At 49.8% G+C, this 26,766-nt stretch carries 29 protein-coding genes and 2 tRNA genes; 13 read left to right on the forward strand and 18 right to left on the reverse strand.

Going from position 1 to position 26,766, the window contains the following annotated elements; translation table 11 throughout:
- The first annotated feature begins 103 nt into the window (after nt 1–103).
- The 4 genes from CLV36_RS09765 to CLV36_RS09780 all read left to right on the forward strand — a co-directional run bounded on the left by CLV36_RS09765 (nt 104) and on the right by CLV36_RS09780 (nt 1,639).
- Complete coding sequence (locus CLV36_RS09765; protein ID WP_106342559.1) at nt 104–634, forward strand: peroxiredoxin; 531 nt, start codon at nt 104–106, stop codon at nt 632–634.
- 14 nt (nt 635–648) lie between these two features.
- The gene (locus tag CLV36_RS09770; RefSeq protein WP_181352965.1) at nt 649–879 is read left to right on the forward strand and encodes a DUF2553 family protein; all 231 of its coding nucleotides are present in this window, start codon (nt 649–651) and stop codon (nt 877–879) included.
- Between the two features lie 143 nt (nt 880–1,022).
- Nucleotides 1,023–1,220, forward strand: coding sequence for a helix-turn-helix transcriptional regulator (locus CLV36_RS09775; RefSeq protein ID WP_102991599.1), 198 nt, complete (start codon nt 1,023–1,025; stop codon nt 1,218–1,220).
- Between the two features lie 17 nt (nt 1,221–1,237).
- The gene (locus CLV36_RS09780; protein WP_106342561.1) at nt 1,238–1,639 is read left to right on the forward strand and encodes a hypothetical protein; all 402 of its coding nucleotides are present in this window, start codon (nt 1,238–1,240) and stop codon (nt 1,637–1,639) included.
- Between the two features lie 148 nt (nt 1,640–1,787).
- On the opposite strand, the gene CLV36_RS09785 is transcribed toward CLV36_RS09780, so the two are convergent.
- Both CLV36_RS09785 and CLV36_RS09790 read right to left on the reverse strand, forming a co-directional pair.
- The gene (locus tag CLV36_RS09785) at nt 1,788–6,104 is read right to left on the reverse strand and encodes a PolC-type DNA polymerase III (RefSeq protein WP_106342562.1); all 4,317 of its coding nucleotides are present in this window, start codon (nt 6,102–6,104) and stop codon (nt 1,788–1,790) included.
- Between the two features lie 146 nt (nt 6,105–6,250).
- Nucleotides 6,251–6,799 carry a M15 family metallopeptidase gene (locus CLV36_RS09790; protein WP_106342563.1) on the reverse strand — a complete coding sequence of 183 codons (549 nt, stop codon included), beginning with the start codon at nt 6,797–6,799 and terminating at the stop codon, nt 6,251–6,253.
- Nucleotides 6,800–7,018: 219 nt separating this feature from the next.
- Here CLV36_RS09790 and CLV36_RS09795 point away from each other — a divergent pair, with 219 nt between their 5' ends.
- A complete protein-coding gene (locus CLV36_RS09795) occupies nt 7,019–8,518 on the forward strand; it encodes a class I adenylate-forming enzyme family protein (RefSeq protein WP_106342564.1) in 1,500 nt (499 codons plus the stop codon).
- Between the two features lie 121 nt (nt 8,519–8,639).
- Here CLV36_RS09795 and CLV36_RS09800 read toward each other — a convergent pair whose 3' ends face one another.
- From CLV36_RS09800 to CLV36_RS09815, 4 genes are all read right to left on the reverse strand, one after another.
- Nucleotides 8,640–9,569 (reverse strand): PD-(D/E)XK nuclease family protein, encoded by a 930-nt coding sequence (locus CLV36_RS09800; RefSeq protein WP_106342565.1) that lies wholly within the window; start codon nt 9,567–9,569, stop codon nt 8,640–8,642.
- Nucleotides 9,570–9,690: 121 nt separating this feature from the next.
- A complete protein-coding gene (gene cshA / locus CLV36_RS09805; protein WP_106342566.1) occupies nt 9,691–11,163 on the reverse strand; it encodes a degradosome RNA helicase CshA in 1,473 nt (490 codons plus the stop codon).
- A gap of 257 nt (nt 11,164–11,420) precedes the next feature.
- Complete coding sequence (locus CLV36_RS09810; protein ID WP_102991592.1) at nt 11,421–11,999, reverse strand: hypothetical protein; 579 nt, start codon at nt 11,997–11,999, stop codon at nt 11,421–11,423.
- Between the two features lie 153 nt (nt 12,000–12,152).
- Nucleotides 12,153–13,310: a glycerate kinase gene (locus CLV36_RS09815; protein ID WP_181352967.1), complete on the reverse strand. Its 1,158-nt coding sequence runs from the start codon at nt 13,308–13,310 to the stop codon at nt 12,153–12,155.
- An 85-nt stretch (nt 13,311–13,395) separates the two neighbouring features.
- Here CLV36_RS09815 and CLV36_RS09820 point away from each other — a divergent pair, with 85 nt between their 5' ends.
- A complete protein-coding gene (locus CLV36_RS09820; protein ID WP_106342567.1) occupies nt 13,396–14,682 on the forward strand; it encodes a glycoside hydrolase family 18 protein in 1,287 nt (428 codons plus the stop codon).
- A gap of 165 nt (nt 14,683–14,847) precedes the next feature.
- Nucleotides 14,848–15,165 (forward strand): hypothetical protein, encoded by a 318-nt coding sequence (locus CLV36_RS09825; RefSeq protein ID WP_106342568.1) that lies wholly within the window; start codon nt 14,848–14,850, stop codon nt 15,163–15,165.
- 95 nt (nt 15,166–15,260) lie between these two features.
- Here CLV36_RS09825 and CLV36_RS09830 read toward each other — a convergent pair.
- From CLV36_RS09830 to CLV36_RS09840, 3 genes are all read right to left on the reverse strand, one after another.
- Nucleotides 15,261–15,349 (reverse strand) — tRNA-Leu (locus CLV36_RS09830).
- A 134-nt stretch (nt 15,350–15,483) separates the two neighbouring features.
- Nucleotides 15,484–15,569: transfer RNA gene (locus CLV36_RS09835), tRNA-Leu, on the reverse strand.
- A gap of 70 nt (nt 15,570–15,639) precedes the next feature.
- A complete protein-coding gene (locus CLV36_RS09840; RefSeq protein ID WP_106342569.1) occupies nt 15,640–15,885 on the reverse strand; it encodes an FmdB family zinc ribbon protein in 246 nt (81 codons plus the stop codon).
- A 362-nt stretch (nt 15,886–16,247) separates the two neighbouring features.
- On the opposite strand from CLV36_RS09840, the gene CLV36_RS09845 reads away from it, so the two are divergent.
- On the forward strand, nt 16,248–16,730 hold the full coding sequence (locus CLV36_RS09845; protein WP_106342570.1) for a divergent PAP2 family protein: 483 nt from the start codon (nt 16,248–16,250) through the stop codon (nt 16,728–16,730).
- A gap of 28 nt (nt 16,731–16,758) precedes the next feature.
- Complete coding sequence (locus CLV36_RS09850) at nt 16,759–17,586, forward strand: ABC transporter substrate-binding protein (protein WP_106342571.1); 828 nt, start codon at nt 16,759–16,761, stop codon at nt 17,584–17,586.
- 59 nt (nt 17,587–17,645) lie between these two features.
- Here CLV36_RS09850 and CLV36_RS09855 read toward each other — a convergent pair whose 3' ends face one another.
- Entirely contained in the window at nt 17,646–17,924 is a 279-nt protein-coding gene (locus CLV36_RS09855) for a YuiB family protein (RefSeq protein ID WP_245888339.1), read from the reverse strand.
- 147 nt (nt 17,925–18,071) lie between these two features.
- Between CLV36_RS09855 and CLV36_RS09860 the strand changes: the two genes are divergently transcribed.
- Nucleotides 18,072–18,836, forward strand: a complete 765-nt coding sequence (locus CLV36_RS09860; RefSeq protein WP_102991585.1) for a chlorite dismutase family protein — start codon at nt 18,072–18,074, stop codon at nt 18,834–18,836.
- A gap of 70 nt (nt 18,837–18,906) precedes the next feature.
- Here CLV36_RS09860 and CLV36_RS17310 read toward each other — a convergent pair whose 3' ends face one another.
- Both CLV36_RS17310 and CLV36_RS09865 read right to left on the reverse strand, forming a co-directional pair.
- Nucleotides 18,907–19,038, reverse strand: coding sequence for a YuiA family protein (locus tag CLV36_RS17310; RefSeq protein WP_181352968.1), 132 nt, complete (start codon nt 19,036–19,038; stop codon nt 18,907–18,909).
- 198 nt (nt 19,039–19,236) lie between these two features.
- A complete protein-coding gene (locus CLV36_RS09865; protein WP_181352969.1) occupies nt 19,237–20,424 on the reverse strand; it encodes an NAD(P)/FAD-dependent oxidoreductase in 1,188 nt (395 codons plus the stop codon).
- A gap of 304 nt (nt 20,425–20,728) precedes the next feature.
- Here CLV36_RS09865 and CLV36_RS09870 point away from each other — a divergent pair, with 304 nt between their 5' ends.
- Complete coding sequence (locus tag CLV36_RS09870) at nt 20,729–21,715, forward strand: NAD(P)/FAD-dependent oxidoreductase (RefSeq protein WP_106342630.1); 987 nt, start codon at nt 20,729–20,731, stop codon at nt 21,713–21,715.
- A 218-nt stretch (nt 21,716–21,933) separates the two neighbouring features.
- Nucleotides 21,934–22,197 (forward strand): hypothetical protein, encoded by a 264-nt coding sequence (locus CLV36_RS09875; RefSeq protein ID WP_102991583.1) that lies wholly within the window; start codon nt 21,934–21,936, stop codon nt 22,195–22,197.
- Here the strand turns inward: CLV36_RS09875 and CLV36_RS17315 are convergent.
- From CLV36_RS17315 to CLV36_RS09890, 4 genes are all read right to left on the reverse strand, one after another.
- Nucleotides 22,194–22,352, reverse strand: coding sequence for a hypothetical protein (locus tag CLV36_RS17315; protein WP_181352970.1), 159 nt, complete (start codon nt 22,350–22,352; stop codon nt 22,194–22,196). The two genes, CLV36_RS09875 and CLV36_RS17315, sit on opposite strands and share 4 nt — an antisense overlap.
- A gap of 28 nt (nt 22,353–22,380) precedes the next feature.
- The gene (locus tag CLV36_RS09880; RefSeq protein ID WP_106342572.1) at nt 22,381–23,055 is read right to left on the reverse strand and encodes a hypothetical protein; all 675 of its coding nucleotides are present in this window, start codon (nt 23,053–23,055) and stop codon (nt 22,381–22,383) included.
- A gap of 236 nt (nt 23,056–23,291) precedes the next feature.
- On the reverse strand, nt 23,292–23,648 hold the full coding sequence (gene erpA / locus CLV36_RS09885) for an iron-sulfur cluster insertion protein ErpA (RefSeq protein WP_106342573.1): 357 nt from the start codon (nt 23,646–23,648) through the stop codon (nt 23,292–23,294).
- Between the two features lie 66 nt (nt 23,649–23,714).
- The gene (locus CLV36_RS09890; RefSeq protein ID WP_022737816.1) at nt 23,715–23,957 is read right to left on the reverse strand and encodes an aspartyl-phosphate phosphatase Spo0E family protein; all 243 of its coding nucleotides are present in this window, start codon (nt 23,955–23,957) and stop codon (nt 23,715–23,717) included.
- A gap of 659 nt (nt 23,958–24,616) precedes the next feature.
- Here CLV36_RS09890 and mqnE point away from each other — a divergent pair.
- Nucleotides 24,617–25,720 carry an aminofutalosine synthase MqnE gene (mqnE, locus tag CLV36_RS09895; protein WP_106342574.1) on the forward strand — a complete coding sequence of 368 codons (1,104 nt, stop codon included), beginning with the start codon at nt 24,617–24,619 and terminating at the stop codon, nt 25,718–25,720.
- Nucleotides 25,721–25,771: 51 nt separating this feature from the next.
- Here mqnE and CLV36_RS09900 read toward each other — a convergent pair whose 3' ends face one another.
- Both CLV36_RS09900 and CLV36_RS09905 read right to left on the reverse strand, forming a co-directional pair.
- A complete protein-coding gene (locus CLV36_RS09900) occupies nt 25,772–26,011 on the reverse strand; it encodes a YuzB family protein (protein WP_102991579.1) in 240 nt (79 codons plus the stop codon).
- Between the two features lie 133 nt (nt 26,012–26,144).
- On the reverse strand, nt 26,145–26,765 hold the full coding sequence (locus CLV36_RS09905) for a hypothetical protein (RefSeq protein WP_106342575.1): 621 nt from the start codon (nt 26,763–26,765) through the stop codon (nt 26,145–26,147).
- Between the last annotated feature and the right edge of the window lies 1 nt (nt 26,766).

Genomic DNA, 26,766 nt, shown 5'->3' on the forward strand with positions numbered 1-26,766 from the left:
AACAATAATAGTTATTTAACGATAATAATTCTAATTTGATATTGACAATAATTATCACTGTTTGTTATCTTGATATTACACCGGTAAACAAGGAGGCATCGCCATGATTCAACGGCAAGTGGGACTCCCGGCACCATCATTCACACTAGAAAGTGTGTCATATGACGATAACATAAAAAAACATTCTCTTGAGGATTACCGAGGACGCTGGTTGATTCTGTTCTTTTACCCGATGGACTTCACTTTTGTCTGCCCCACGGAAATCACTGCCTTAAGCGACCGCCATGAAGAATTGCAAAGCTTGGACTGTGATGTATTGGGTGTGAGCACCGATTCTGTCTACACACACCGAGCCTGGCTCCACACCCCTCAAAGTGACGGCGGTTTGGGAGCGATCGCCTTTCCGCTCGGAGCGGACACAACCCATGAAGTCAGCAGAGCTTACGGCGTTTTGGAAGAAGAACAGGGCGTCGCGCAACGCGGTTTGTTCATTATTGATCCAGACGGGCTTATTCGTTTTCAGATGACCACTGACGGGGATGTCGGTCGCAATGCGGAAGAAGTGTTGCGTGTCCTACAAGCGTTGCAATCAGGCGGGCAATGTGCGGCTAATTGGAAACCAAACAAAAAATGAGGAGGATGACAAACATGCAAAAAAAAACAAATGTGACTGACCAAGTGAAAATCAAATTGGACAATGGAAAATTGGTATTTTCCCTCGGGAGCCAAGTGATCGGCGAAATGCGTGTTTCAGGTGAAAGGCTTGCGCTCTCGCCAACGTACCAACTGGAAAACGGACAGCTGTATCAATTATCAACCAAGCCAGCTACTTCCACCGCTGATTCATATGTCGAGCATTGCGATCTAGGCTGGTGCTAATCGTCAGTACCCCATTTCCTACAGGTCCGCCCTTGTGGCGGGCTTTTTTGCTTTCATATGTAAAAAACATTTGACATCGAGTCGACGAGGCGGTACACTCGAAATGTAAAATATATTTTACATAATTGAAACAGAGGAAGCCTATGGAAAATCAAATCAAAGCTTTGCGAAAAATACATGGCCTGTCGCAAGATGAGTTGGCCAAAGCATGCAATGTCTCACGCCAAACCATTAATGCGATTGAAAACAACAAGTATGACCCCAGCTTGGCCTTGGCGTTCCAATTGGCGGCCGTGCTAGGTGTGACTGTGGACCAATTATTCCAGTTCAAAAAAAGTTGACATCTTGGAGGGATAAGATGAAAAAGCGATTATCACGTTCGCCCATTCTCATCACATTGGTAGGGTTGTTATGTCTGTTGGTCATCGGATTGAACACGGTTGAATATTTGCGTGGCGAACCGTTTGATCAAGGGGATGTCATGACACTCGTCATGCTATTTGTGCTGGCGCTGCACCTGTTCACTTGGGGAACCGATTTCAAAATGGCAAAAGATGAGATGGGGAAACAAATCACCCATCACAGCGCCACCATCAGTTACCATATTTCCGCTCTCGGTTTGTTTGTCTTTTGGATTGTCGATCGGATTGTGTTTATACGAAAAGGGGATTTCGGCAACATCACTTTGTTTGCAGCCTTATGTTTCGTACTGGTTCTACACCCTTTGGTCCAATTTTTTGTGGCGCGTAGATACAGATAATCCCCACCTTCTTAACAACCAATCCCGCTTTCAACCGAAGGCGGGGTTCGTCGCGTTGGCCGTCTAAAGCACAAAACAGCGATGATGCTCAGGCACCATATACGCAAAAAAGCCCCCTCTTCAAGAGAAGGGGGCTTTATCTTTTCATTTAAAACAACGCCAATTGATTGCTTTGCGGCAAACCTTCCAGACACCCCAAGCGATCAAGCACTTCTATCACGGTACTGGACAGGCGCGCCCGCTTTTGCAAGTCATCTTTTGAGAGGAACTCGCCCTCTTTGCGCGCTTCCACGATATTTTGTGCGGCGCTCTCGCCCACGCCGGAAATTGAAGCGAAGGGCGGCACAAGCTCTCCATCGATCACCGTAAATTTCTCCGCTGGCGAACGATAGAGATCCACCGATTTGATCTTGACGCCACGCGCATACATTTCCTGCACCAATTCCAACACCGTCAAGAAAGCCTTCTCCTTGGCTGACGCTTGGAATCCTTTCTCATTGATCTCTTTGATCAAGCGAGACACATGATTATATCCTTTGAGCACCTCTTCGATGTCAAAGTCTTTCGTTTTGGTGGAGAACAAAGCCGCATAAAACTCTGCTGGATAATACACCTTGTACCAACCAATCCGCACCGCCGCAGTCACATAAGCGGCAGCGTGAGCCCGCGGAAACATGTACTTGATCTTCTGGCAGGAACCGATGTACCACTCCGGTACATTGTGTTGCCGCATCAAGTCCGCTTCTTCCTCTGTCACGCCTTTCCCTTTACGCACCTTCTCCATGATTTTGAAGGCCGCTTTGGCTGGCAGGCCCATGCGGATCAGATACAACATGATATCGTCGCGGCAACAGATCGCTTCTGACAGGGTACAGACACCCTCATTGATCAAATCCTGCACGTTTCCTTGCCATACGTCCGTTCCGTGTGACAGCCCGGAAATGCGCACCAGTTCACTAAAGCGTTTGGGTTTGGCATCTTTGAGAATCCCACGGGCAAAGTAAGTGCCAAACTCGGGAATGCCAAGGGTACCGTGTTCAATGCCATTGATATCTTCAGGACTGATCCCCAAACTTTTGGTGCTACGGAACAGTTCAATCACCTTGGGATCACCGAGCGGCACTTTGGTCGGGTCGATTCCCGTCATTTCGTGCAGATAACGCTGGATCGTCGGACCGGTATGCCCCAACAGGTCCAACTTTAAGATTTTCCCGCTAATCGCGTTGTAATCAAAGTGCGTCGTGATCGTGCCCGACTTCATATCATCGGCTGGATGCTGAATCGGGGTAAAGTCGAAGACTTCTTTGTTTTGGGGCACAACCATCAGTCCCCCTGGATGTTGACCCGACGAACGTTTGACCCCAACGCATCCTTGCGCCAGCCGATCCAGCTCCGCTTGCCGCAATGTGATCTCTTTTTGCTCCGCATATTTTTTGGCGTACCCATATCCGGTCTTTTCTTGGACGGTGCCCACCGTCCCCGCGCGGTAAATATAGGCTTTGCCGAACAATTCCTCGGTGTATTGGTGAGCTCGGAGTTGATACTCGCCGTCAAAGTTGAGATCGATATCGGGCGCCTTGTCCCCTTCAAAACCCAGGAAGGTTTCAAAGGGAATGTCGTGTCCGTCTTTCCACAGGTTAGTCCCGCATTTCGGACATTTCTTGTCAGGCAAGTCAAATCCGCTCTCATAAGAGCCATCGGTGATGAACTCACTGTACTGGCAACTCTCGCAACGATAGTGCGGAGGCAACGGATTCACTTCTGAAATGAAGCTCAAGGCCGCGACCAATGAAGAGCCAACCGATCCCCGTGAGCCGACCAAAAACCCGTCTTGGAGCGATTTGTACACGATTTTTTGCGAAATCATGTACAACACGCTAAACCCGTGTTTAATGATCGAACCCAGCTCCCGCTCCAACCGGCTTTTGACGATTTCTGGCAACGGGTCCCCATACCATTCTTTGGCGGTGCGGTAACAAATCTCCGTTAATTCTTCTTCTGCCCCTTCCAACTCAGGGGTAAATGTTTCATCTGGGAACGGCTTGATACCATCGTCGATCTGATCAGCGATTAGCTGGGTGTTGGTGACCACCACTTCCTTCGCTTTCTCCGCCCCCAGATAGGAAAACTCCTCCAACATCTCATCGGTCGTCCGCAAATGCGCCTTTGGCAACGGTAATTGCGGCTTAGCACCGGTCTGGTTCATCGCGATGATCTCACGGAAGATGGCTTCATGCTCGTCCAAGTAATGGCTGTTGGAAGTGGCGACAACGGGCTTGCCCAACCGCTCCCCAATTTCGACCAACAGCCGGTTGGCTTCACGGAGGCGCTCCGGGCTTTCCACCAACCCTTTCTCAACCAGATGCATGTTGTATTCGACTGGTTGGATTTCAAGGTAATCATAAAAGCGGGCGATCTCTTCGACCTCGCTTGGCGCCTTGTTAAGCGCCGCTTCATATAATTCTCCTCGCTCACAGCCGGAACCGATGATCAGCCCTTCCCGGTGTTTCACCAATTCGCTACGCGGAATGCGTGGCACCCGGTAGAAATACTTCAAATGCGACATCGAGATCAGTTTGTACAAATTTTTCATGCCTTCCTGGTTTTTCACCAACAAGATGGCATGAAATGGCCTCATCCGCGTATAATCGGTATCGTTTCGTTGCTCATTCAATTCAGCCAGATTGGTAATGCCTTTTTCTTTGGCCATGAGAAGCATCTTCCACAAGATGTGCCCCGTCGCCTCCGCATCGTAGATGGCCCGGTGGTGTTGCTCCAACTTGACTCCCAGCTTATCAGCCAATGTGTTTAAGCGATGGTTACGCAAGGTCGGAAACAGAAAACGAGCCAACTCAAGCGTGTCCAAAACCGGGTTGGTTACCGGCTTTTCACCGATGCGTTTCACTGCTTCTTGCAAAAAGCCCATGTCAAAGCGAGCATTGTGAGCGACTAAGACACTATCTTCGATAAAGGACAGAAAACGGGCAATCACATCATCGATCTCTGGGGCGTCTGTCAGCATATCATCCGTGATGTGGGTCAGCTCGATAATCTGTTGCGATAGTTTTCTGTGGGGATTGGCGAATTCGGAGAACGTGTCGATAATCTCCCCATTCTTTAACTTGACAGCAGCCAATTCGATAATGACGTCATGCACCGCCGACAACCCGGTGGTCTCCACGTCAAACACCACATAGGTGTCGTCAGCGAGCACCCGGTCGGCCGCATTCATCACCATCGGCACCCCGTCGTCGACCACATTGGCTTCCAATCCGTACAACACTTTAACCCCGTGTTTTTTGCTGGCGTCATAGGCGTCAGGAAACGCTTGTGCCCCACCATGGTCGGTGACTGCCACCGCGCGGTGTCCCCACTTCGCCACACGCTCAATCACCTTGCCTACGTCGGTGATGCCGTCCATGGTGGACATGGAGGTGTGCAAGTGCAACTCCACCCGCTTTTCTTCAGCCGTATCCATCCGCTCAGGGACATGAACCTCCATCAGATCGCTAACCATCATGACCAACTCACGGGAAAACGTGTCAAACTGAACCGAACCGCGCACCTTCAGCCAGTCCCCGTCCTTGATCATGGCAATGATCTGTTCTTGCTCTTTTTCACGGGGAGAAGCGAAAAATTTACAAGCGATGGAATTGGTGTAGTCGGTGATGTTAAACGTCAACAGCTTCCTTCCGCTCTTCAATTCCTTGACTTCCGCTTTGAACACTTTCCCTTTGATCGTCACTTTCCGCTCTTCTTCAGTAATGGAAGCGATCGAAACCGGTTCATCCTGGATCGCATAACCGATCTTCTTCTCCAGCGCTGGGCCAGGTGCGTCAGGCTTTTCTCCCGATTTGGCCTTCTCCGCCCTTTCTTTCTGTTCAGCCAGCGCTTGCGCCACTAGCTGCCGCTCTTCTTGTTGCTTCTTCTCCTGAAAATAGGCGGCTGGCGAAACCTCTAACTCGGGCTTTTCACATACGAAACGCACCCGCAACTCCGCTCCAGTGATACGCTGGTAACAACGGGCGATGTGCCGTTCCAACCCACGTTGCTCCGCCATTTGCAGTGTGGCCGGGTTGGGGAAATCGATGCAGATCACCCCATCTTGAATCCGCCACTCTGTCTGCCCAAACCATGTGGAAGCGGCCGGGGCAACTCTCTCCTGAATCCACCGCTGGATAAAACCCTTGTACATGTTCAATACGGTGTCATGATCTATGTGATCATAGTCAAACAACACGTTGACTTGGATGTGTGGTTGAAAATGTTTTTTAATCCGAACTTGGAACTCCTGCCAGATCCCCGCATCAATCGGTTCTGGCAAGCGGATTCGGATTTTCCAGGCTTGTGCAGCCCGGTCGACCAGGACTTCAGTTATCGTTCCTTCTTTGAATTGTTGGTCTAACCATTCTGTCGGCAATTGGACTTCCTTAAACAAATTCACTAACGCCTCTTGCCCCGTCATCCCCTCACCCCTGATCTTTTCGTTACAAAGACGAGTTTACCAAAAAGTTGAAGTCCCGACTATATCAAAAACCGCTAGAGGCAAATGAAAAAACAGGATATGAGGCAAAGATTTTCCGCCGCCGTGAGTGAACATGGAGGATGGGCTTACCACCAACCCATCCACTCTCTCCATCTCTTAGCAAGCATCAATTCGACGATTGACTGCCCGAAGGTCATTTCCAAATGCGGGTAATCCTTAAATCCCTTCCAATCCCCGCCCCATGCAAAGCCCAGCGCTTTGGCTTCTTGCACGACTTCTTCCCAATCGGGCACCCCGTTCCCATTGCCGTCTTTCTCCACATCCCAACTTAGACGCTTCCGTTTGGGATCATATAACGCAAAATCCACTGCCAGTCCGTAATTGTGGTAGGACTCGCCCCCTTGAGCGTAGGTCACTACCCGCCCCGGCTCCGTCCGGCCTTTGGCATAAAGTTGATCTTGTTTCGCAAATGAGCGGAACCCTTCTGTGATCTGGATGTGAATCCCTCGCTTCCTGCAATTCTCGATCAATTGCTCCTTGGCCTGGGCCACTTGGGGATGCAAACCAGCCACCGAGTACTGTGCCGTCAGCACCCGCCAACAAACGACAATCAACACCACTCCGACTACAACAGCCGCTGTGCCCAGCCAGATGCGCAAACTTCTCTTTTTCATTTGCGCCGCTCCCTCTCATTTCTATAAAAAATTGAACACATCTCGCATCCTTTTCCCAATTTTAACTGAGCCCAATCCTCTCAACAATCGCTTCCAATCAAGGCTCTCTATCGAAAAAAACCGACACAAACGGAAACCTGCTGATGATTGCCACTCGTCACCTGCTAGTTTAATATATATTGTGTGAAATCTGAATTTTTATCAGACTGGGGTGATTGCATGTATCCAGTGGGGGAGTTTCTTAGAAGAAGGGCAGACTTTTCACCCAATCTTGAGGCATTGGTTTCCAATGAAACCCGCATCACCTACCGTGAATATAACCACCGTGTCAATCAAGTGGCCCACTACCTGTTGTCGGAAGGAGTGGAAAAAGGAGAGCGCATCGCCGTGTTATGCGCGACTGACCACCCTTTTTGCACCCTGTTTTACGCGATTGCCAAAGTAGGGGCCATCCTCGTTCCAATCAACTATCGGTTAACGTCTACTGAAATCGATTGGATGGTGGAATCCAGCAAGCCCCGTTTCCTGTTCTATGACGAGGCGTTCTCCAACATCGTTGATTCACTGTCCACCGATATAGAAAAGAAAATCAAAGTCAGCATCGGGGATGAACTCGATCCTTCGTTTGGGCAAATCTTCACCTTTTATCCCGACACGGAACCTTACATAGAGATAGATATGGAAGAAACTTGTGTGATCACGTTTACTTCCGGCACAACTGGCAAACCGAAAGGGGTGTGTACCACCCACGCCAATCTGTACCACGCCACGATGGCCTCCATGTTGGCTACGCAACCCGCTTATGGCAACCGGCAATTGGCCTCGGCCCCTTTGTTTCACATCAGCGGGGTGTGCACAATTTCGGCAGCACCGCTATTCGCCTCCACGCTGGTCTTCATCCCCCACATCCATCCGGCCTATATCTTGGATATGGTGGAAAAAGAAAACATCAACACGCTGTTCGCAGCACCTTCCCTGCTTCACCTGATGTTGCCTCGCTTGCTGAAGTCCGGCCAGGACTTCCCCTCATTGAAAGAAATATACAGCGGCGGCTCTCCCGTTCCCGCATCGCTGATCAAACAATTTGACTCCTTGGGTTATCCGCTCAATGTGGGATATGGAGCAACCGAATGCACCGGGGGTGTGACTTTCTGGCAATCACGCGACATGGATCACATCGGTTCGGTCGGCAAACTTCTCGTGGGCGAAATCAAAATCATCGATCCCGAAACAAACCAAGAGCTGCCGCCAGGGCAAATCGGTGAGATCGTGGTGAAAGGACCTTTTGTGTTCAAAGGATATTGGAACGACTTTGAAGCAACCCGCAACGTGCTAAAAAAAGGATGGTTTCACACCGGAGACGCGGGCAAGATCGATGAGGAAGGATTTTTGTACATTGTTGATCGGTATAAGGACATGATCGCGACGAGCGGCGAAAAGGTGTTTCCCGCGGAAGTGGAAGCTGTGATCAATCAGCTCGACGGCGTGGTAGAAGCGGCAGTGATCGGGGTGCCAGACCCGGTTTGGAGCGAGCTCGCTCGGGCTTATGTGGTAAAAGCGCCCGAGTCGGATCTCACCGAAACCGATGTCCTCGAGCATTGCCACTCCCGTTTGGCCAAGTACAAACTTACCCAAGTGCAATTTATCGATCAATTACCCAAAAACGGCATGGGCAAAGTATTGAAATATGTGTTGCGCAAACAAGCGCGGCAAGAATAAAGCATAGCCGAAAAAGGAGACCTTTTCTCCTCTTTCGGCTATTTCATCTTCCGGTCTTATCATTTTGAATAAACATGGCCGCAAAACATTCTCCACTTACCATCATGACAAAAAAGCGCCATCATCGGCGCGCACTACAAGCCTCTTGAAAATTGCACCACAGGCATGTCCGCTCGTCAGAAGTGGCGGGGAAAGACTCCTCCGGCAAAGGGGCGTTCCGTTCTGGATCAGCGAGTAACTCTCTCATCTCTCGCACACTGGCATGCATCCGCCCTAAGGCCTCATCCATATCTTGTTCAGTGACACCAAACTGTTCGCACTCCCCCGTCAATAAGTATTCAGCGCGTAATTCTATCTGTGACAAAGGAACATGGTAGCATTGGTGTAGATACAAACCATACCACTTGAGTTGCGTAGCATGGGCATCCTCTTTTTCGCCCGTCTTCCAATCGACGACCACCCATTTCTCCCCAACCCGATAAATCCAATCCACTTTGACGTACACCTTCGTCTCTTCCAAAAACCACTTGCTCAAATGTTCTGCCTCTACCGTTTCCGCGGTAGCAGAGCCGCAGCGCTCACGCAGGCTGGTGCTTTGCAAAAGATGGCGGATGCACAGCGGCAACCTCTCTTTCAATTCGGCAACCAGTTCCGCCGGGAGCGTCCCTCCATAATAAAGTTCATGCAACATGGTCCGCCGCGTTGGCGTTTCCCACCATTCCACTGGGTCCCGCGAATCCCGCACGGCTTGGTTTAACAACATGCGCGCGATATGTTGCAATTCCTCCTCCCCCGGCAAAGCGCGTTCCCGCTCCCAACGCTGCAAGGCCACATGAGCAAGGCGGTGCATCACTTCACCGAACACAAGGTTCAATGTACGCAATTGTTTCAGCCGATACAAACGTTTCGCTTCATCGGAGGCCTCCGCCAGCCAACCCGGATAGGAACCGTAGTAGTGGTAATAATACTTACGCTTGCATTCCGTCAACAGATGGTGCCGTGATTGCGACCAAGACCACTCTGGATATGCCGGAATCTGTCCCATCGTCATCCGTCCGCTCCCCGTTTCTTTGTTTATATCACACTGCTAATGCTACATCTTGACGTTTGACCGGGTCAATGGCAAACGGACGGGAATGAAAAAACGCCACCCGTTTGGGGCGGCGGTTTCTTCACACATCAACACGATGGTTTTTACCCTTCTTTTTGTTGGCTACAAACGGCTTACCTTTGCCGGCAGAGCGGTTCTGGTGATGGGGTTTGCCTTTGCTCCAGACACCGCCACGCGAGCCGCCTTTGCCTCTGATCCCTTTCTTTTTTGGGAAAAAGCCGCCACCATCCTCCGAGATTTGCACAGGCGTGGTGTTAGGCTCTTTCGTCAACAGTTTCAATGCCGCGGCAACGACAGTCACGGGGTCGTACTTGTCTAGCAAGTGGTTCGCCCAAGCCGCATAATCGCTATCCGTTTGCCCATCGACCACTTTTGCTAACTGCTCGACAGCGATGCGCTGCTGTTCCAGCAACGCGTCTTTGATGGTCGGAATTTCCGTCCGTGTCATTTTGCGGCGAATCATCTGTTCGATCATCCGCAGATGATCCATTTCACGGCGGGTGACAAAGGTGGTTGCCACACCCGATTTCCCCGCTCTGCCGGTGCGGCCGATCCGGTGTACATAGTTTTCCGCTTCCTGTGGGATGTCAAAGTTGTAAACATGGGTCACACCGCTGATATCCAATCCGCGAGCCGCCACATCCGTAGCCACAAGAATGGAGATCATCCCTTGTTTAAACCGTTGCATGACGGCCGTCCGACGCGCTTGCGAAAGGTCACCGTGCAATCCTTCAGCAAGGTATCCCCGCTTGTTTAGCCCTTCCGCAACCTCATCCACCCGTTTTTTGGTGCGCGCGAAGATCATCGCCAATTCCGGTGCTTGCGTTTCGATCAACCGGCAAAGGGCGTCAAACTTCTGTTTCGGGTGCAATTCAATGTAATATTGTTCAATGCTAGGAATCGTCTCTTCTTTGGCTTTTACTTTAACATGAACTGGTTGGGTCATAAATTTTTCAGCCAACGTTTTGATCGCCGGCGGCATTGTCGCCGAGAACAACAACGTTTGCCTGATGTCAGGCGCTTGTGCCAAAATCGCTTCAATCTCCTCGATAAAGCCCATCTGCAACATTTCGTCGGCTTCATCAATCGCCACCATCCGAAGATCGTTTAAGCGGATGGTTCGCCGGCGCAAATGATCCTGCAATCGTCCTGGCGTGCCCACGACAATATGCGGGCGTTTCTTCAATGAGCGGATTTGCTTGTCAATCTCCTGGCCTCCGTACACCGCCAATGTCCGCACCCGCTTGACCTTGCCCAACCGGTGCAACGCCGCAGCCACTTGCATCGCCAACTCTCGGGTCGGCGTGATGACCAGACCTTGAATCCCGTCCGAATCGAGGGAAACCTTTTCCACGAGCGGGATGCCGAATGCCGCTGTCTTCCCCGTCCCGGTCTGCGCCTGGCCCAATACATCTTGGCCATCCAATGCGAGAGGAATCGTTTTTTCTTGGATCGGAGTCGGCTGGTCAAAGCCCATCCCCTCGACCGCTTTTAACACATCCGGGCTAAGCCCGAAGTCATGAAATGTTTTCAATATCAATAAAGCCCCTTTCAGCTTCCATCACCGAAATCATCCACCCCATTCGATTGATGGAGCTGATGTCTCATTAGCGTGATTTCCAAATAAAATCTTGATAACCCATCCCTGACTTCCTCATTCAGCGGATGAGCCGTTTGAAGAAATGTAAGAATGAATACTCATCATATCATACTGCAAGGAAAATGTATTCCATTTTTCCCATAGAAAAAACCAACCCATTTATTGTCAAGGGTTGGCGTGATATTAGCGGATTATTCACCAATCGGCTTTTTTGTATCTGTGCCGCGCACATCTTTGTGGAACGCGTTCCAAGAATCATTAAATTTCTTCAGATCGCTTTCCAATTGGGTCTGCAATTTCTTGCTTTCGCCTTCCAATTGCTCATAGTTGTCTTCGGCAGGTTCTTTGCCTTGGCCGATCGCCTCATAGTACTTCAGGTTCAGCTCAAACATTTCGATCTCGATGTCTTTCATTTTGAGCTCATTCTCTGTCAAGGTTTGCAAATCAGCCAATGTTTGGTCAGCCATTTTTTTGCGGTTCTCAGACAAGTTGGCTGTTTTGGCTTGAACTGCCGGAATTTGCGCCTTGATCTCCTGCAAACCTTTGCGCTCCTTTTCGGAGCTTTCCTTTTGTTTTTTCAGCAACTCCAATACCTTATTCAGCGCCTCTTTATCCACATTTCCCTTTTGCAAACTGATATTCAACGTGTTGACCGCCGTGTCCATCGCTACATTGTCAACAGAGGCGGACAAGCGATTGCTGAGAGCATTACCTTTATCAACGAGCTTGCTGATTTCCAGCACCACTTTTTCAGCGTCAGCTTGGTCCATGATTGAACAACCTACCAGTGACAATATACTAATAACAAGAACAATGGCTATTCTTTTCATGTGATGAACCCCTTCGCTATATGTGTACAACAAGAAATATCATATCTCTCATCATTAAAATATTCAATATATCTTTTATATATTGGATTAGTTTTATCTTCTAGATTGTTGATCTCGTCCACTTCCCAGCTTGATGGCTGTAGCCACCCGCCACACTGCCTTTTCTAATAACGGTTCAGCTTGGTCGAGCGCCTCTGCCAATGACATGGTCTTATCCACTATGGGTACCAACAATGAGATACCCACATCCGGCAGAGTCACCTGCTCCCCTTCGATTCGGCCAGCAAAGGCGATAACAGGCACGTCCAGCCGTTTAGCCATTCGCCCAATGCTGACGGGCACTTTGCCATAGAAGGATTGGCTGTCAAAACACCCTTCCCCGGTGAAAACCAGATCCACCTCGGCCATTTTCTCCATAAGCCCGCCCTGCGAAGCAATCAAATCAAACCCGCTTTCCCTCCGGCATCCCAAACAAGACAACAAACCGAATCCAATCCCGCCTGCCGCTCCACTCCCCGGTGCTCGCCGCTCATCCCTGCCCGTCACCCGCCACATCACTTCGGCGTAGCGGCTCATCCCCGCTTCATAAGCAGGGATATCCCTGCTTTGCATTCCCTTTTGGGGCCCAAAGACTGACACCGCTCCCTCGGAGCCAAGCAACGGATTCTCCACATCGGTCGCCAAACTCACATCGATTCGTCTGAGCCGGGGATCAAGTCCTGTCAAATCCGCCTGTGCCACCCGCAACAACGAAGCACCGTCACCCATGAGCTCTTCTCCCTTCGAGTCGGTGAAACGCGCCCCCAACGCCCTCAATAACCCCATTCCCCCGTCCACGGTAGCACTGCCGCCCAAGCCTAGGATCAGCCTATCTGCGCCCTGATCCAACGCATGTCGAATCAACAATCCCGTCCCGTAACTCGACGCTCTCGCCGGATCACGCTCCTGTTCGGCAAGAAGCGGCAAGCCAGAGGCAGACGCGGTCTCGATAACAGCCAACCGCTGTTGGGCCACCCACAGATACGAAGCCCACCGCTTTCGGCCCAGAGGATCGGTGACAGGAACATTGATATCCTGTCCGCCAATGATCTCCCGTAGCGCACGAGCCGTCCCTTCTCCTCCGTCTGCCATGGGAAAAGGCACCGTCTCCACATCGGGAAAAACATGCCGCAATCCCCTGTCCATCACTCGTACTGCTTCCACACTGGCCAAAGAACCTTTAAACGAATCAGGAGCAAGTAAAACTCTCATCACGAAATCTCTCCTATCTGAATAATTGACCTGCCGACTCATACATATGAAACAAGAAATGTTTGCGGCGAAAGGAGTTTTCATCATGCAAATCCATGTCGTGGCCAGGGGGCAAACACTGCCTGGCATCGCCGAAGCTTATTCCCTTTCGGCGGATGTGATCGAACAGGCCAATCGCTTGCCCAATCCGCAAGATCTGGTACCTGGGCAAGCGATGGTTATTCCCATTTCAGGGCAATATTATTGGGTACAGCGTGGGGACACCCTTTACAAGATCGGCAGGCGCTTCGGTGTACCCCCATTTAGGCTGGCTCAAATCAACCGTTTGTCCCCGCAAACCCCCTTGCGTATCGGTATGCGGCTTTACATCCCACCAGCAGCCAAACGGCCAGCCGAAATAAACGCTTATATTGAGCCTGACACCCAATTGAGCGAAGCACTCCGCCGGGAAACGGAACAAGTCTCTTCATACCTGACCTACCTTTCTGTCGCCAGTTACCGCGTTCGGCGGGATGGCTCGCTACAAGCCCCAGAAACAAACCAACTGCCCGCCATCGCCCGCCGCAACCGCGTCGCATTGGCGATGGTGATCAGCAACCAAGAAGAAGATCAATTCAGTGAGGAGATTGGGCACATCATCATGAACAACACCGAGGTGCAGGATCGGTTATTGGACAACATCATCGAAACAGCTAACAACGTAGGATACAGTGACATCCACTTCGACTTTGAATTTCTGCCTCCCCCAGATCGCGAGCCATACAACCGCTTTCTCGAAAAAGCAGTCAACCGCCTGCGCCCGCTGGGCTTTACGGTTTCGACGGCTCTCGCTCCCAAGACCAGCAGAGGCCAACGCGGGCAATGGTATGAAGCCCATGATTATCGCTTTCACGGCCGAGTTGCCGACTTTGTGGTACTGATGACCTACGAATGGGGGTACAGTGGTGGCCCTCCCATGGCGGTTTCCCCCATCAACGAAGTGCGCAGGGTAGTTGATTACGCTCTAAGCGAAATGCCTGCAAACAAAATCTCTTTGGGTCAAAATCTATACGGTTATGATTGGACCTTGCCATACCGCCCAGGCAATCCGCCTGCCAGGGGCTTGAGTCCACAACAAGCCATCGCCATCGCCGCCAGGGAAAACGTAGAGATTCAGTATGACCCTGTCGCGCAAGCACCCCACTTCAATTATGTCGACGATGCTGGCAACCGGCATACCGTCTGGTTTGAAGACGCCCGCTCCATCCAGGCCAAAATCAATTTGGTCAAAGAGCTCGGGCTTCGTGGCATCAGCTATTGGCGGCTCGGTCTCGCCTTTCCCCAAAACTGGCTCTTGATCGGCGATCAGTTCCAAGTGGTCAAAAAGCGATAAGCATGCCGCCTTCGCGCCCTAAACGCCATAAAGCCCTGACCTGCACTTATCCGAATATTATTTCTTAATTCAATAGTATTTCTTCGTTATCTATAGCAGGAATGTCCTCCTTAACGCCGTATAGGATAATAGGTCGCTAAAGTAATCGGGAAAAAGGAGGAAGCCATGAAACATAGAAGAGAATTCACTGTCAAAGGCTGGCTGTTTGACCATATCACATTGACATGGCGCGAAGGCGAGCTGTTCGCGGATCGGCCGGACATTTTGGAAGTGATCAAAAACCGGGTAAAGCAATTGGAAGACTTGCGTGCGTTCATCTTATGCCCGGAGACGCGCCGTTTCTATATGGAAAATTACCTCGCAGAGCCCTTGTCCGCTTACCTTGTGCTCAAACATATTCTTGACTCGGTTTACGAAGGCCCAGACAAAAACGAGTTGTTGCGCATGACGGGTTCTTCCTATTATGTCGCCTCACTCACTTGACATCATCAAAAACGCCTCGACAGTTTCGGGGCGTTTTTGCCTTTTGATCCGCCAAAATGACAAAAGCCCTGACCTGCAACAGGTCAAGGCTTGGTTGGTGCTGAGGGTCGGACTCGAACCGACACGGTGGTCACCCACCGCAGGATTTTAAGTCCTGTGCGTCTGCCTATTCCGCCACCCCAGCATGATATCAGCAGGTGGATGAAATTCAATCTAACACGCGTTTGTGGCTAAGTCAAGAACGAATGGGATAACGGCTGTAAAAAAATAAAAACCACATATCCCAATGAATATGTGGTGAGTTTTCGGTATGTAAGATGGTGCCGAAGGTGGGACTCGAACCCACACTCCTTGCGGGAACACGATTTTGAGTCGTGCGCGTCTGCCAATTCCGCCACTTCGGCAACTCGTAACAACGAAATTAAATATAACACAGCTTTACTCGATTGACAACCCTTTTTAAAAAAAATTTTTTTACATGTTGGGCTGGTCATCCTTTGTTGCTTGCCATACCGCTTTGGCCATCTTCTGCCGCGAAAGGGCCAATTCAAACAAAAGACTGTCTGTCGTTAAAAAAAGGTGTTTTGAGCCCCTTTCACCGCAGGTGGGACATTGGACGATGTCCGACTGACTTCCTTGCAACACACCAAAACCCTTGCCGCATTTGGGACACTCACATCGGTCAAGCAGTCGGGCGAACCCCGGCAAATAATTATTCATTAGCTTGCCTCCTGAACAAATCATTCAAATCCGCCTCCGCAAAACATGGCGAATGTCGCTTTCTCCCCCTTCCATCCATGTTTAAAAAGGCATAAGAAAGATTCGCCCATCCGCTTCTAATCTCCTCTTCAAAAAAGAGGATCCGTCGTTTTAAAAAAAGGGTAGGATATAATATAATGAAATAGTTTATCTCTGACAAAATAGCAAAAGATGGCGGAAACCCGCCACTCACACACAACCACCATCCTCGGTGGCCCGGGGAATCGAGCCCCCGTCAAAAACGAATACACACATTAACTAAAATGAGCCGATGAAGCGTAGAATCCGTTTACCGCACTTCTCAGAAAGGGTGACCCCGATCGATGCTGGAACAACTGGCACACAATTTTCCTCTCTGGACATCACTTATCGCCATCACACTGGCCCAACTGCTGAAGGTTCCTTGGAATTACACCATCACCCGCCAGTGGGACTGGAATTGGTCATATAGTTCGGGCGGCATGCCCAGCGGCCATACCTCCGCCGTCACTTCCTTGGCCACTTCCATCGGGTTGACCTCAGGCTGGAACTCACCTGCATTCGCCATTGCCACGATCTTCGGCATCATTGTCATGTATGATGCGACTGGAGTGAGAAGACAAGCCGGCATGCACGCTCAAGTATTGAACCAACTGGTAGAAGACTTCTCGCTTTTGCTCCGCGAGATTCGCCATCTAAATGAAAAACCGTCCTCGGAAACCCGAATCAAATTGAAAGAGATTCTGGGCCACAAACCAATTGAAGTATTCACTGGCGCCTGGTTTGGCACGCTGGTTGCCATTTTGATGTATTTCATTTGGTATTAACAGCCCAACTCAAGAGGAGGCATAGGGAATGAAACGCATCATATCGATCTGTCCGAGTAACACCGAAATGCTTCACTTCTTGGGCTTGCGTGAAGAAGTATGCGGCCTAGACGACTTTTCCGACTGGCCGCATACATGGCAGCATCTGCCCCGGGTGGGACCAGATCTGGACATAGACATTGACAAAGTCAAGGCGTTGCGTCCAGATTTGGTCATCGCCTCCCTCAGCGTACCGGGAATGGAGAAAAACATCACGCAACTTAAACAAGCAGAAATTCCCACCTTGGTTCTCAATCCCAAGACCCTAAAAGATATTGCAGAAGATTTCGTCTATCTTGGCGACGCCCTCGGCATCCCCTCGCAAGGGCGAGCTGCCAAACAACGCTTTTTGCAGGAGATATCCCTCATACAAGCCGCCATTCCACGTCAAACAACCACACCGCGGCTCTATTTTGAGTGGTGGCCCAAACCCGTGTTCACTCCCGGCAGGAAAAGTTGGCTCACGGAACTTTGCCAACTCGTTGGCGCAACCAACATTTATGCCGATCACGACGCCGAAAGCGTGCAAACGGACTGGGGCGACGTGGCCGCACGGCAACCTGACTATGTGTTAGTCACATGGACGGGCGTTCCGCGAGAGCGAATCAAGACCACCTTCTTCACCTCCCGTCCCGCTTGGCAGGGAACCCCCCTGATCGAAAAGGGGAACATACACATCCTGGAAGAAGGATGGTTTTGCCGGCCATCTCCGCGCCTATTGCTCGGCGTCAAACAAGTGGCGCACCTGCTTTATCCTGATCGCTTTCGCGCGCCTGAAGAAGGGGACCCGTATCAAGACACGCGGCTTCGCCCATGAGCGACTGAAGCGCAAAAAAAATCCGAAACCTTGGGTTCCGGATCACTTCGTGCACCAGATCAAAACATGCGATACCCTTTTTGGCGCAACGTCTTGATCGTCCATATGCCACCGATCGCGCCCGCCAAACCCGAGAAAAAGAGAACCGCGTTGACCGCTGTAAATATTTGGTTGACATCTTTACCCACATAAAAGGCGACTCCGAAAAAGATGATCAGTGGAAGCCATGTGGTCTTTAAGATCATGTTTAAAATAAATCCGATTCCAAAAAACAGCACAAAGAGCAGCGGAATGGAAATAATTAACTGGGCGAGATACAAGTTAACCGCCTCCGTCATCATTAAAAATCCTCACTCATTGTACTGAAAATAACCCATTTGGTCAATGCGACCGGAAAATGATGGCGATTTGTTGAAGCCGTTTGCTTCTTTCTCTCTTCTTTCGCTACAATAGGGGTTGGATAAAGCAAAAGGAGGACTTTCATTATGCGTCCACAAGGCAGACCTTCCTTCTCAGGAAGACCAGGGGCACAAACCGGTGAAGAAGCGCCGAAACGCCCAAATCTCCCAACCCAATTTGTCAACTTTACATTCTTCAAAGTAGATCCAGCATGGCGCCGCCTCAGCGACGCAGAACAACAAAAAGGCAAAGAAGAGTTTGCCGCGGTTGTGAAAGAGTTCCAAAACAAACCAGGCATGTTTGTTCTGTCCTATTCGTTGGTGGGAATTCGAGCTGATGCCGAATTCATGCTCTGGCGGATCGCCAACGAATTGGAAACGTTCCAAGAAATGACCAGCCAACTTATGCGAACCGGCTTGGGCAAATACCTAACCATCACATATTCTTATCTCTCCATGACGAAGCGTAGCGTCTACGTAGACAAAATGGACCCTGAACATCAAAATCCCCGCACCCACATCATTCCGGGTCGAAGCAAATATCTGTTCATCTATCCTTTTGTCAAAACGCGCGACTGGTACCAGCTCTCCTTCCCTGCACGTCAAGGGATGATGGACGAGCATATCCAAGTAGGAAGCAAATATCCATCCGTCAAGTTGAACACCACTTACAGCTTCGGTATTGACGACCAAGAGTTTGTGGTCGCGTTTGAAGCGGATGACGCCAAAGACTTCTTAAACCTCGTGCAAGAATTGCGCGAAACCGAAGCAAGCCGTTACACATTGCGTGACGTACCCATGTTCACCTGTATTAACCACGCAGACATCATCGATGCGCTAAACACACTATAAAGCAAAAAGTCCCGGGCTACGGGACTGGACATAATTTATATAACATTGGGAAATTTCTGTATATTATATGTTAACGCGATTTTTTATTACCGCTCCCTTTGCAGGCATAACACGTCTCCGAACCACCTAGGAGCAAGGTGACATAACCGTTTCCCTCACAGTATTTGCAAGTGTCTTTCCTGCCTTTATTCGATCTCAGCATGATCCATCCCCCTTTTTTTACTCTATTTTCCGAATATTATATATGATAATAATAAATAAATAAACACGCAAATGAATTGGTAACCTCTTAAAAACATGGATGTAAGCGATAACAACAAGTAGTTTCTCATTTTTTCAAATAAATACATCAACAAACAAAAAAGAAACCGACCCTTTCAGTTGAAGGGCCGGTGACTGATTACAGCTTTCCTTTGCGCAATACCAATGACAAACCACCCAAAAGATAAAACCAACGCAAATCGATCAGCTTTTTCATGAATGCTGCTGATCCACCCATCAATTTCTTGTTGCCAACCACACCGATCGCTTCTTTGCGGCCAAGAGAGGCAACGGTACCTTTTGGCATATATTTGAACGGCTTCATTTCTCCGCCGCGCAACTTCACAGCCAAGTTTTTGCCCAAGTATTGTCCTTGTTGGGTAGAGATTTGCGCCGTCGGTGGGTATGGGCGCTCATCTTCATTGAACACCAAAGAGCTGTCCCCAATAATGAAGACATTGTCATAACCAGGCGCGCGCAGGTTTTCGTCTACCTTGACGCGGCCGCGCATGGTCTCGATACCCGATTCCTCAACCAATTTGTTACCGCGCACACCTCCGGTCCATACCACGGTGGCCGCTTTGATCTCTTGTCCACCCTTCAAAATGACACCCTCTTCGGTGCATTCTTCGATAGGGGTGCTGATCAAGAATTCGACGCCTTTGCTTTCTAAGTATTTCACTGCATATTCAACCAGCTCTTTGTCGAATCCAGGCAACACGGTCGGCGCAGCTTCCACGTTGACAATACGAACTTTCTCCAACGGAATGTCGTATTCACGGCACAGTTCAGGCATCCGGTCAACCAATTCTCCTACATACTCGATCCCTGTGAAGCCAGCGCCACCCACCACGATGGTGATCAGCTCTTCCTTCTTCTCGAGCGCATACCGCGCAAACATGTATTCCATATGCTCGCGGATCGCGCGCACGCTGGCAATGTTGCGGATGAAGAATGCGTTCTCCATCAGACCTTTGATACCAAAAGTCTCTGGTGCGCTACCCAAGCCCACGACCAAATAATCGTATTTGAGCGGCTCGTTGCTTTCCAATTGGACTTCCTTCTCTTCCAACTTGATCGCCGTCACGCGGTCTTGAATGAAGTTAATCCGTTTCGTATTGATCACGGATGGAATCGAAAGACGCGCATGGTCATGATGGGAAGTACCGGCTGCCGGCTTATGAAGCTCCGTCGTCACATAATGGTAAGAGTTTTGGTTCACCAACGTGATCTCTGCTTCGTTGCTTTTCAATTCTTTCGCCAAGCCTTTTGCTGTCATGAGACCGCCATAGCCTGCACCCAGAATAACAATTTTAGGTACACTCATCATTGATCACATCCATCTACTTGTTATGATTAATTCCTCACAAACTGGGGAAGTCTTACCTTATCGTCCTTATTGAATCATGCCATTGTTTATGATATGATTTTCACGTTCTTTTGGCAAGAGCTTTTTGTTTTCATTCTGTCACACAACCCTCACCATTATCCTCTGTGTATCTGGCTTGGTAATTTTTTATCAATTCGTATAGTCCCCTTCTTTTGGTTTAAGGTATTATATATAGAAACGCATAGAGATTTAATTGCCATATTAAGAATATTGCGGAGGTGTTCACATGACACAACCACACATGGATGCGCAGGTGACTGATATCGCTATTATCGGAGCCGGTCCCGCGGGTTTGTTTGCGGCCTTTTACGCCGGAATGCGCCACGCTTCGGTCAAAGTGATTGAGAGCATGCCCCAAGTGGGCGGCCAGCTCTCCGCACTGTATCCCGAAAAATACATTTATGACGTAGCAGGCTTTCCCCGCGTGATGGCCCAAGAATTGGTCAACAATCTGGTTGAGCAGGCCAAACACTTCAATCCTATTTATTGCTTAGATGAGAAAGTGTTGGAAGTAAATAAAAAAGAGGAACGCTTGTTTGAGATTGTCACGCACAAACAAATTCACCGCGCCAAGTCTGTGATCATCACCGCGGGTTGCGGCGCTTTTGAGCCCCGCAAACTAGGGTTAGCCGGGTCCGAACGATTTGAAAACGCTAACCTCTTCTATTTTGTCAAAGACAAGCAGCAATTCGCCGGTAAAAACGTCTTGATTGCAGGGGGCGGTGATTCCGCAGTAGACTGGGCCCTCATGCTGGAACCAATCGCCAACAGCGTCACCGTGGTGCATCGTCGCGACAAATTCCGTGCCCACGAGCACAGTGTGGAACAGATGAGAAACTCCAGCATCCGCGTCATCACCCCGCGTGAAATCGAAGCCCTGCACGGGGATGACCGCATTGAGCGAGTCACCCTGATTGACAAAAAGAACGGGGTGACCGAAACATTGGAGACGGATGCGTTAATCGTAAGCTACGGATTTGTCTCTTCCCTGGGGCCGATTGCGCAGTGGGGCTTGGAAATCGAAAACGGTGCTATCAAAGTCAACTCCCGCATGGAGACCAACATCCCGGGCATCTATGCCGCCGGTGACATCGCCACCTATCCTGGCAAAGTGAAATTGATTGCCGTGGGCTTTGGTGAAGCGCCCACCGCCGTAAACAACGCCAAACAATACTTAGACCCCGAAGCAAGACTACAACCCGGCCATAGCTCCAACTTGAAATTATAACAAAACTCCCGCGCGCCAGCGGGAGTTTTGCGCTTTATCACTGTCAAGAACAGACTTTTGTGCGTAATGTTCCGTGGTCGCTGATGCGGGATACGGGGAAGTGCATCCGCATCCATATTCTTTCCGAAAACACTTATTTGAGCCCGTCTCGCCCGTTTGGCCACAAGTTGCATGTTTTTCCCACCTAGAGGCAAATTAAATGGCAAAGGAGGATGACCATGCATCCCAAGTCGACATTGTCTTGTCCCGTTTGCAACGGATTCAGCCCTTTTGCCGCCTCATGCCCCACCTGTGGGCAACCACTAGTGGACAACGGCCGATACATGGATCTATTTGGGGATTACAGCCCATATCGTCCCATCGACGACGCCAAACTGACTGATGGGCTCATCGATGCCCGCACCCATCAGTGCCCACACTATACCACTTGCCGACATTGCGGTTATGAAGGAGTCCAACTCATTCAAGAACAGAAGTACTAGCCATGTCTGGCATCAAGTAAGTGTGAAGTAGCGGCGGAAAAAACCTCTTCTCTATTAACGTGTGAAACAAATGAGAAAATGATTTTTCTGCCGCTTGCTTTTTCATCAGACACACTAAAGAGTGAAGCAAATAAAAAACGGCGGAACATTGCCATGATCACCGCCGTGGGCTTTACTCCACCTTTAGGCAATTAACGATGCATACAATGACCATACCGATAGGGCGAAGCACACCAGTATGGCGATCATCACCAAACGCCCTCTTCGCTTCAACCTGTTTTCCCAGTCCGCTTCTTTTTGCGCAAACTTCGTAGCCAAATCAGCCAGCGCTTGTTCCTTTTTCTGTTGCTCGCGAAGTTGATCTTGCAACGATTGCATCGTCGACTCGAGTTGGTTCTGTTTTTCTTCCAGGCGGTTCATGCGTTCTTGCCATTCTGCTTCCACCCCCGCCCTCCACTCAGCTTGCGACTCATCGATCCACTTCTGCAACTCCGCTTTCAATGCGGCCACTTCGGTTGCAAGAGCTTCCTTTGATTCGGCAATCGTCTGATTGGCCAGCGATTCCATTTGGTGAACTTGTTGAACGACAAACCGTCTCGTTTCCCTGTCATCTGTCCGGATCGCTTCACTGATCAGTTGCACATCCCGGTAGACTTCATTCAGTTTGTCCGAAACTGCTTTGGCCGAATGCCTTACAAATTCAGCTTCCCGCAACTGCTCATCCACATCCCGTAGCCGAGCCCACTCGCGTTCACAAGCTTCCAGCCGGTTATGTAACTGTACCATTTCCTCATAGACCTCTTGCAGCTCATCCACCGCATCCCTGCCCTGTTTGCCAAACCGCTCAAACAGTCGCATCCTTCTCTCCCCTTTTTTGCAAAGTGATATCCATCATGATACCAGCGAAAAGCGGTCGTTTTACCTGCAAAAAGTGACCGCGCCATGACACCTGCCCAGGGAAAACAACCCTGCATGCAGTAAAGCTGGCTTTACACATGAATGAAGCCCGCCCCCACCGCGTCGCAGCTTTGCGAAGCAGATGGGGGCGAGCCCATGGTTACAGCGTTATTCTTATGCGATCCTCACAACTGCCGTCAGCAATCACTCGGTTTACCTGCATCGGTCGCAGTACGGAATGAAGAGCCGCAGCCACAGGTGGCGGTAGCATTGGGATTGTCAATACTAAACCCGCCTCCGATCATGGATTCTTTGTAATCAATCACGGTGCCCTTCAGCAAGGGTTGGCTATCTTTGTCGACCAGTATACGCACCCCATGCTGTTCCAGCAACGCATCACCGTCTTGTTTATCTTCATCAAACCCCAGCCCGTAAGAAAATCCGCTACATCCGCCATGTTGCACACTTACGCGCAGAAACAGGGCTTCAGGGTTCTCTTGATCTTGCATCATTTCTTTTACTTTGAAAGCGGCTTGCTCAGTCAACGTAATCATCGGGTGTCCCCTCCTTCTGATACCAGTATACTAAGGAATCACCCCGACGCACAACCAAGCGACTCGCTACATGACCTTATATCTTATATGCTCGTTCGCTTCTTTGGATTGCACCATACTTGACCGAATATGGTACACATTCTCCCTTTTTCGACCAGAACACGACTTTTCCCACATATTGTGCAGGTGATCCAATTCTTGACTGAGTTGATACACCTGCGGATGTCCCAATCCCAAGTCTAGCGCAGCCTTTTCCATCCGCTTACGGACACATTCCATGCGCTCAGCGAGCGAACCACAAAACTCCACGCTAAGCCCTCCTCCCCTTAATCTGACCCAACCCTCTCTAACCTCGAAAAAACAATTTCTCTTTTATAGCGACTGACAAAAAGCAGAACATTAGATGTTCATTTTACAAATTGTTTGATTAAACTTACCATTTAGACAACATGTTGTCAAGGAGACCGACAGGGCAAAACGGTATTTTTACCAATTTGTAAAAAAATGTCAACATTTATTCGCTCTTTGTCGCGGTCAGGGGCTTGCGCACCCCATCCCTTGCTTCTACTCTCATCCACAAACTGGCATGCTCGACAATCAAATGAGTGGAATTTCGACATGATGACCGATTTCTTCCGCTTATTTTCAGCACAAAGTCTTTGTGTTAGAATGGATAGGGGAAATTGCAATCAATTATTTAGGCAATCGAAATAAAGGGGACGGGAGTTGCCAAGCGCATGTGAAGCTTTACGCATTTATGTGCAATTTTTCACAGCTGAGGGTTGCCCATTTCGGTTGCATTTCGGCTCATGACATGCGCTAAGACAGGCGCCCGTGCAAAAAAGTCGCATAGAACTCGAAAGCAGCATGCCTTCCATATGTCGATATGATAAGGTGGAATCATCCTGATTGAATGGAACAATAAAAACTTAAATCAAAAAGATGCGGTTTCGGAAGGAGGACATTGCATGTCACTCATGATCACCCCTACGGACAAAAACTTGATTCCCATCGTGGAAAAGGTACAGCATGGAGAGCGCCTGACCCTTGAAGACGGGTTGACACTGTACCAATCCCCCGATTTGCTCACCATCGGCCAATTGGCTAATGAAGTGAATTTAAAACGGAATGGCGACAAAGTGTACTTTATTCAAAATATGTACATCAACCCAACCAATGTCTGCGAAGCCAAATGTGCATTTTGCGGCTTCCGGCGCGATCCCGGCGCTGAGGGCGCCTACACCATGTCTGCTGACGAAATCTTGGAATACGTAGGCACCCGCTACTCACAAGGGATTCGCGAATTCCATATTGTCGGCGGTCACAATCACACCGTTCCGTTTGACTATTACTTGGAAACCATCTCCATTTTGAAAAAACACTATCCTCATGTCACGATCAAAGCATACACCTCTGCCGAAATCGAGTTTTTCTCACGTCTGACTGGCCGCTCTTACGAAGATGTGCTCAAAGAACTGATCGATGCCGGATTGGACACCTTGCCGGGAGGCGGCGCCGAAATCTTGACTGAGCGCTATCGGCTCAAAATGAGCCCGGACAAAGCCAGCACCGACCAATGGCTGGAAATCCACGGTATCGCCCACCGCTTGGGGTTGAAAACCCACGCCACGATGCTGTACGGCTCGATTGAAACCTTGGAGGAGCGCCTGATTCACATGCTGCGCGTCCGGGATCTGCAAGATCAGACCGGCGGATTTATGGTCTTTATTCCGTTGGCCATGCAACCCCGCAGTGTCAACGCATCGATCAAGCGGCGCACTTCCGCCATGGACGACATGCGCACCATCGCCATCAGCCGTCTGATGCTGGACAACTTCCCGCATATCAAAGCGTACTTCATCAACATCGGCACCCAATTGGCTCAGCTGTCAATGCATTTTGGCTCATCCGATTTGCACGGCACGCTGGTGGAAGAACGCATCAGCCATGCGGCAGGGGCACTGACACAACAAGCGCTTACCCGCGATGAACTCGTCTGGCTTATCCAGGGAGCTAATCGCACCGCCGTGGAACGCGATACGTTCTACAATGAAATCAAAGTCTATGAATAACGCAAAAGGGCACGGAGCATTTAAACTCCGTGCCCTTTTGCGTTTTCGCGTTTAATAACGTACTTCCATCTCATCGATGGCTTCTTTGATCTTGCGGTACAGGTCATCCCCCGTCCCAGCCGCAACCACTTCCCCGTTCACCAAGGCATAAGGACCTTGCGCACAAATGCCACAATTCCCCAAACAACCGTATTCTAGCACATCGATGCCTGGGTCTTGCTCCAATTTATTCTTCACTTCCAGCACTTCCGGCGTGAGGTTGTTTACACAAAACTCCACTAAAGGAATCATCTATCTTCACTCCAATAATATGCTTCACTACATATAAAACATTATACACGTCTTCCTTCGCTTTCCCAACAATCTCGCGTGAAAGGGCAGATAACAAGAAGCTCCCGAGTACTTAGTACCCGAGAGCTTCTTGTTACGGCTGGTTCGATTGTGTGCCAGCCGGCGCCTTGGCAGGCTGCTGGCCAGGAGGGGTCACTCCGGACTTCGCGTCTTCCTTAATCAGTTTCACGCCGAGATCCTTCATCACCTGAATTGTCTTCGCATTACTCCATTGTCGTTCTTCGGTAATCTCATTCGTGAACACCAGCGTCGCCAAGTCATCCAAGATGTCGTGCCCCAACCGCTTGCCGATCTGCTTGCGCGACTCCGTCAGATCAGCCTGCAATGATTGTAAAAATGCTTGGTGCGCGGTGTCCCCTTTATACATCGGCTTGTTGAGAATCGCTTGGATCTTGTTGAATTCACGAGCGGGGTTGGCCAATCTTTCCCCCCATTCCGGACCGAAGACATGATAATGGGAGTGTTCATGCAACAATTCCAGCGATGTAGCGATTTGGTCAAAATCTTGCTTTAAAAAAACCCCGTCATTTTGATTCTTGTTAAGTAGCGTTCCTTTAACCAACTCTTGTCGATAGCGATCAATCGCCTGTTTCTCTTCTGCACTTAGCACCTCGACCCGCCGAAAATCAATCAAAATGTACATGATGAACCCAATCACAAGAAATGGGGTGAGAATGCTGATTAACCGTTTCATC

It is taken from the genome of Laceyella sediminis, assembly GCF_003003125.1.
In the GTDB taxonomy this organism is placed as follows: domain Bacteria; phylum Bacillota; class Bacilli; order Thermoactinomycetales; family Thermoactinomycetaceae; genus Laceyella; species Laceyella tengchongensis.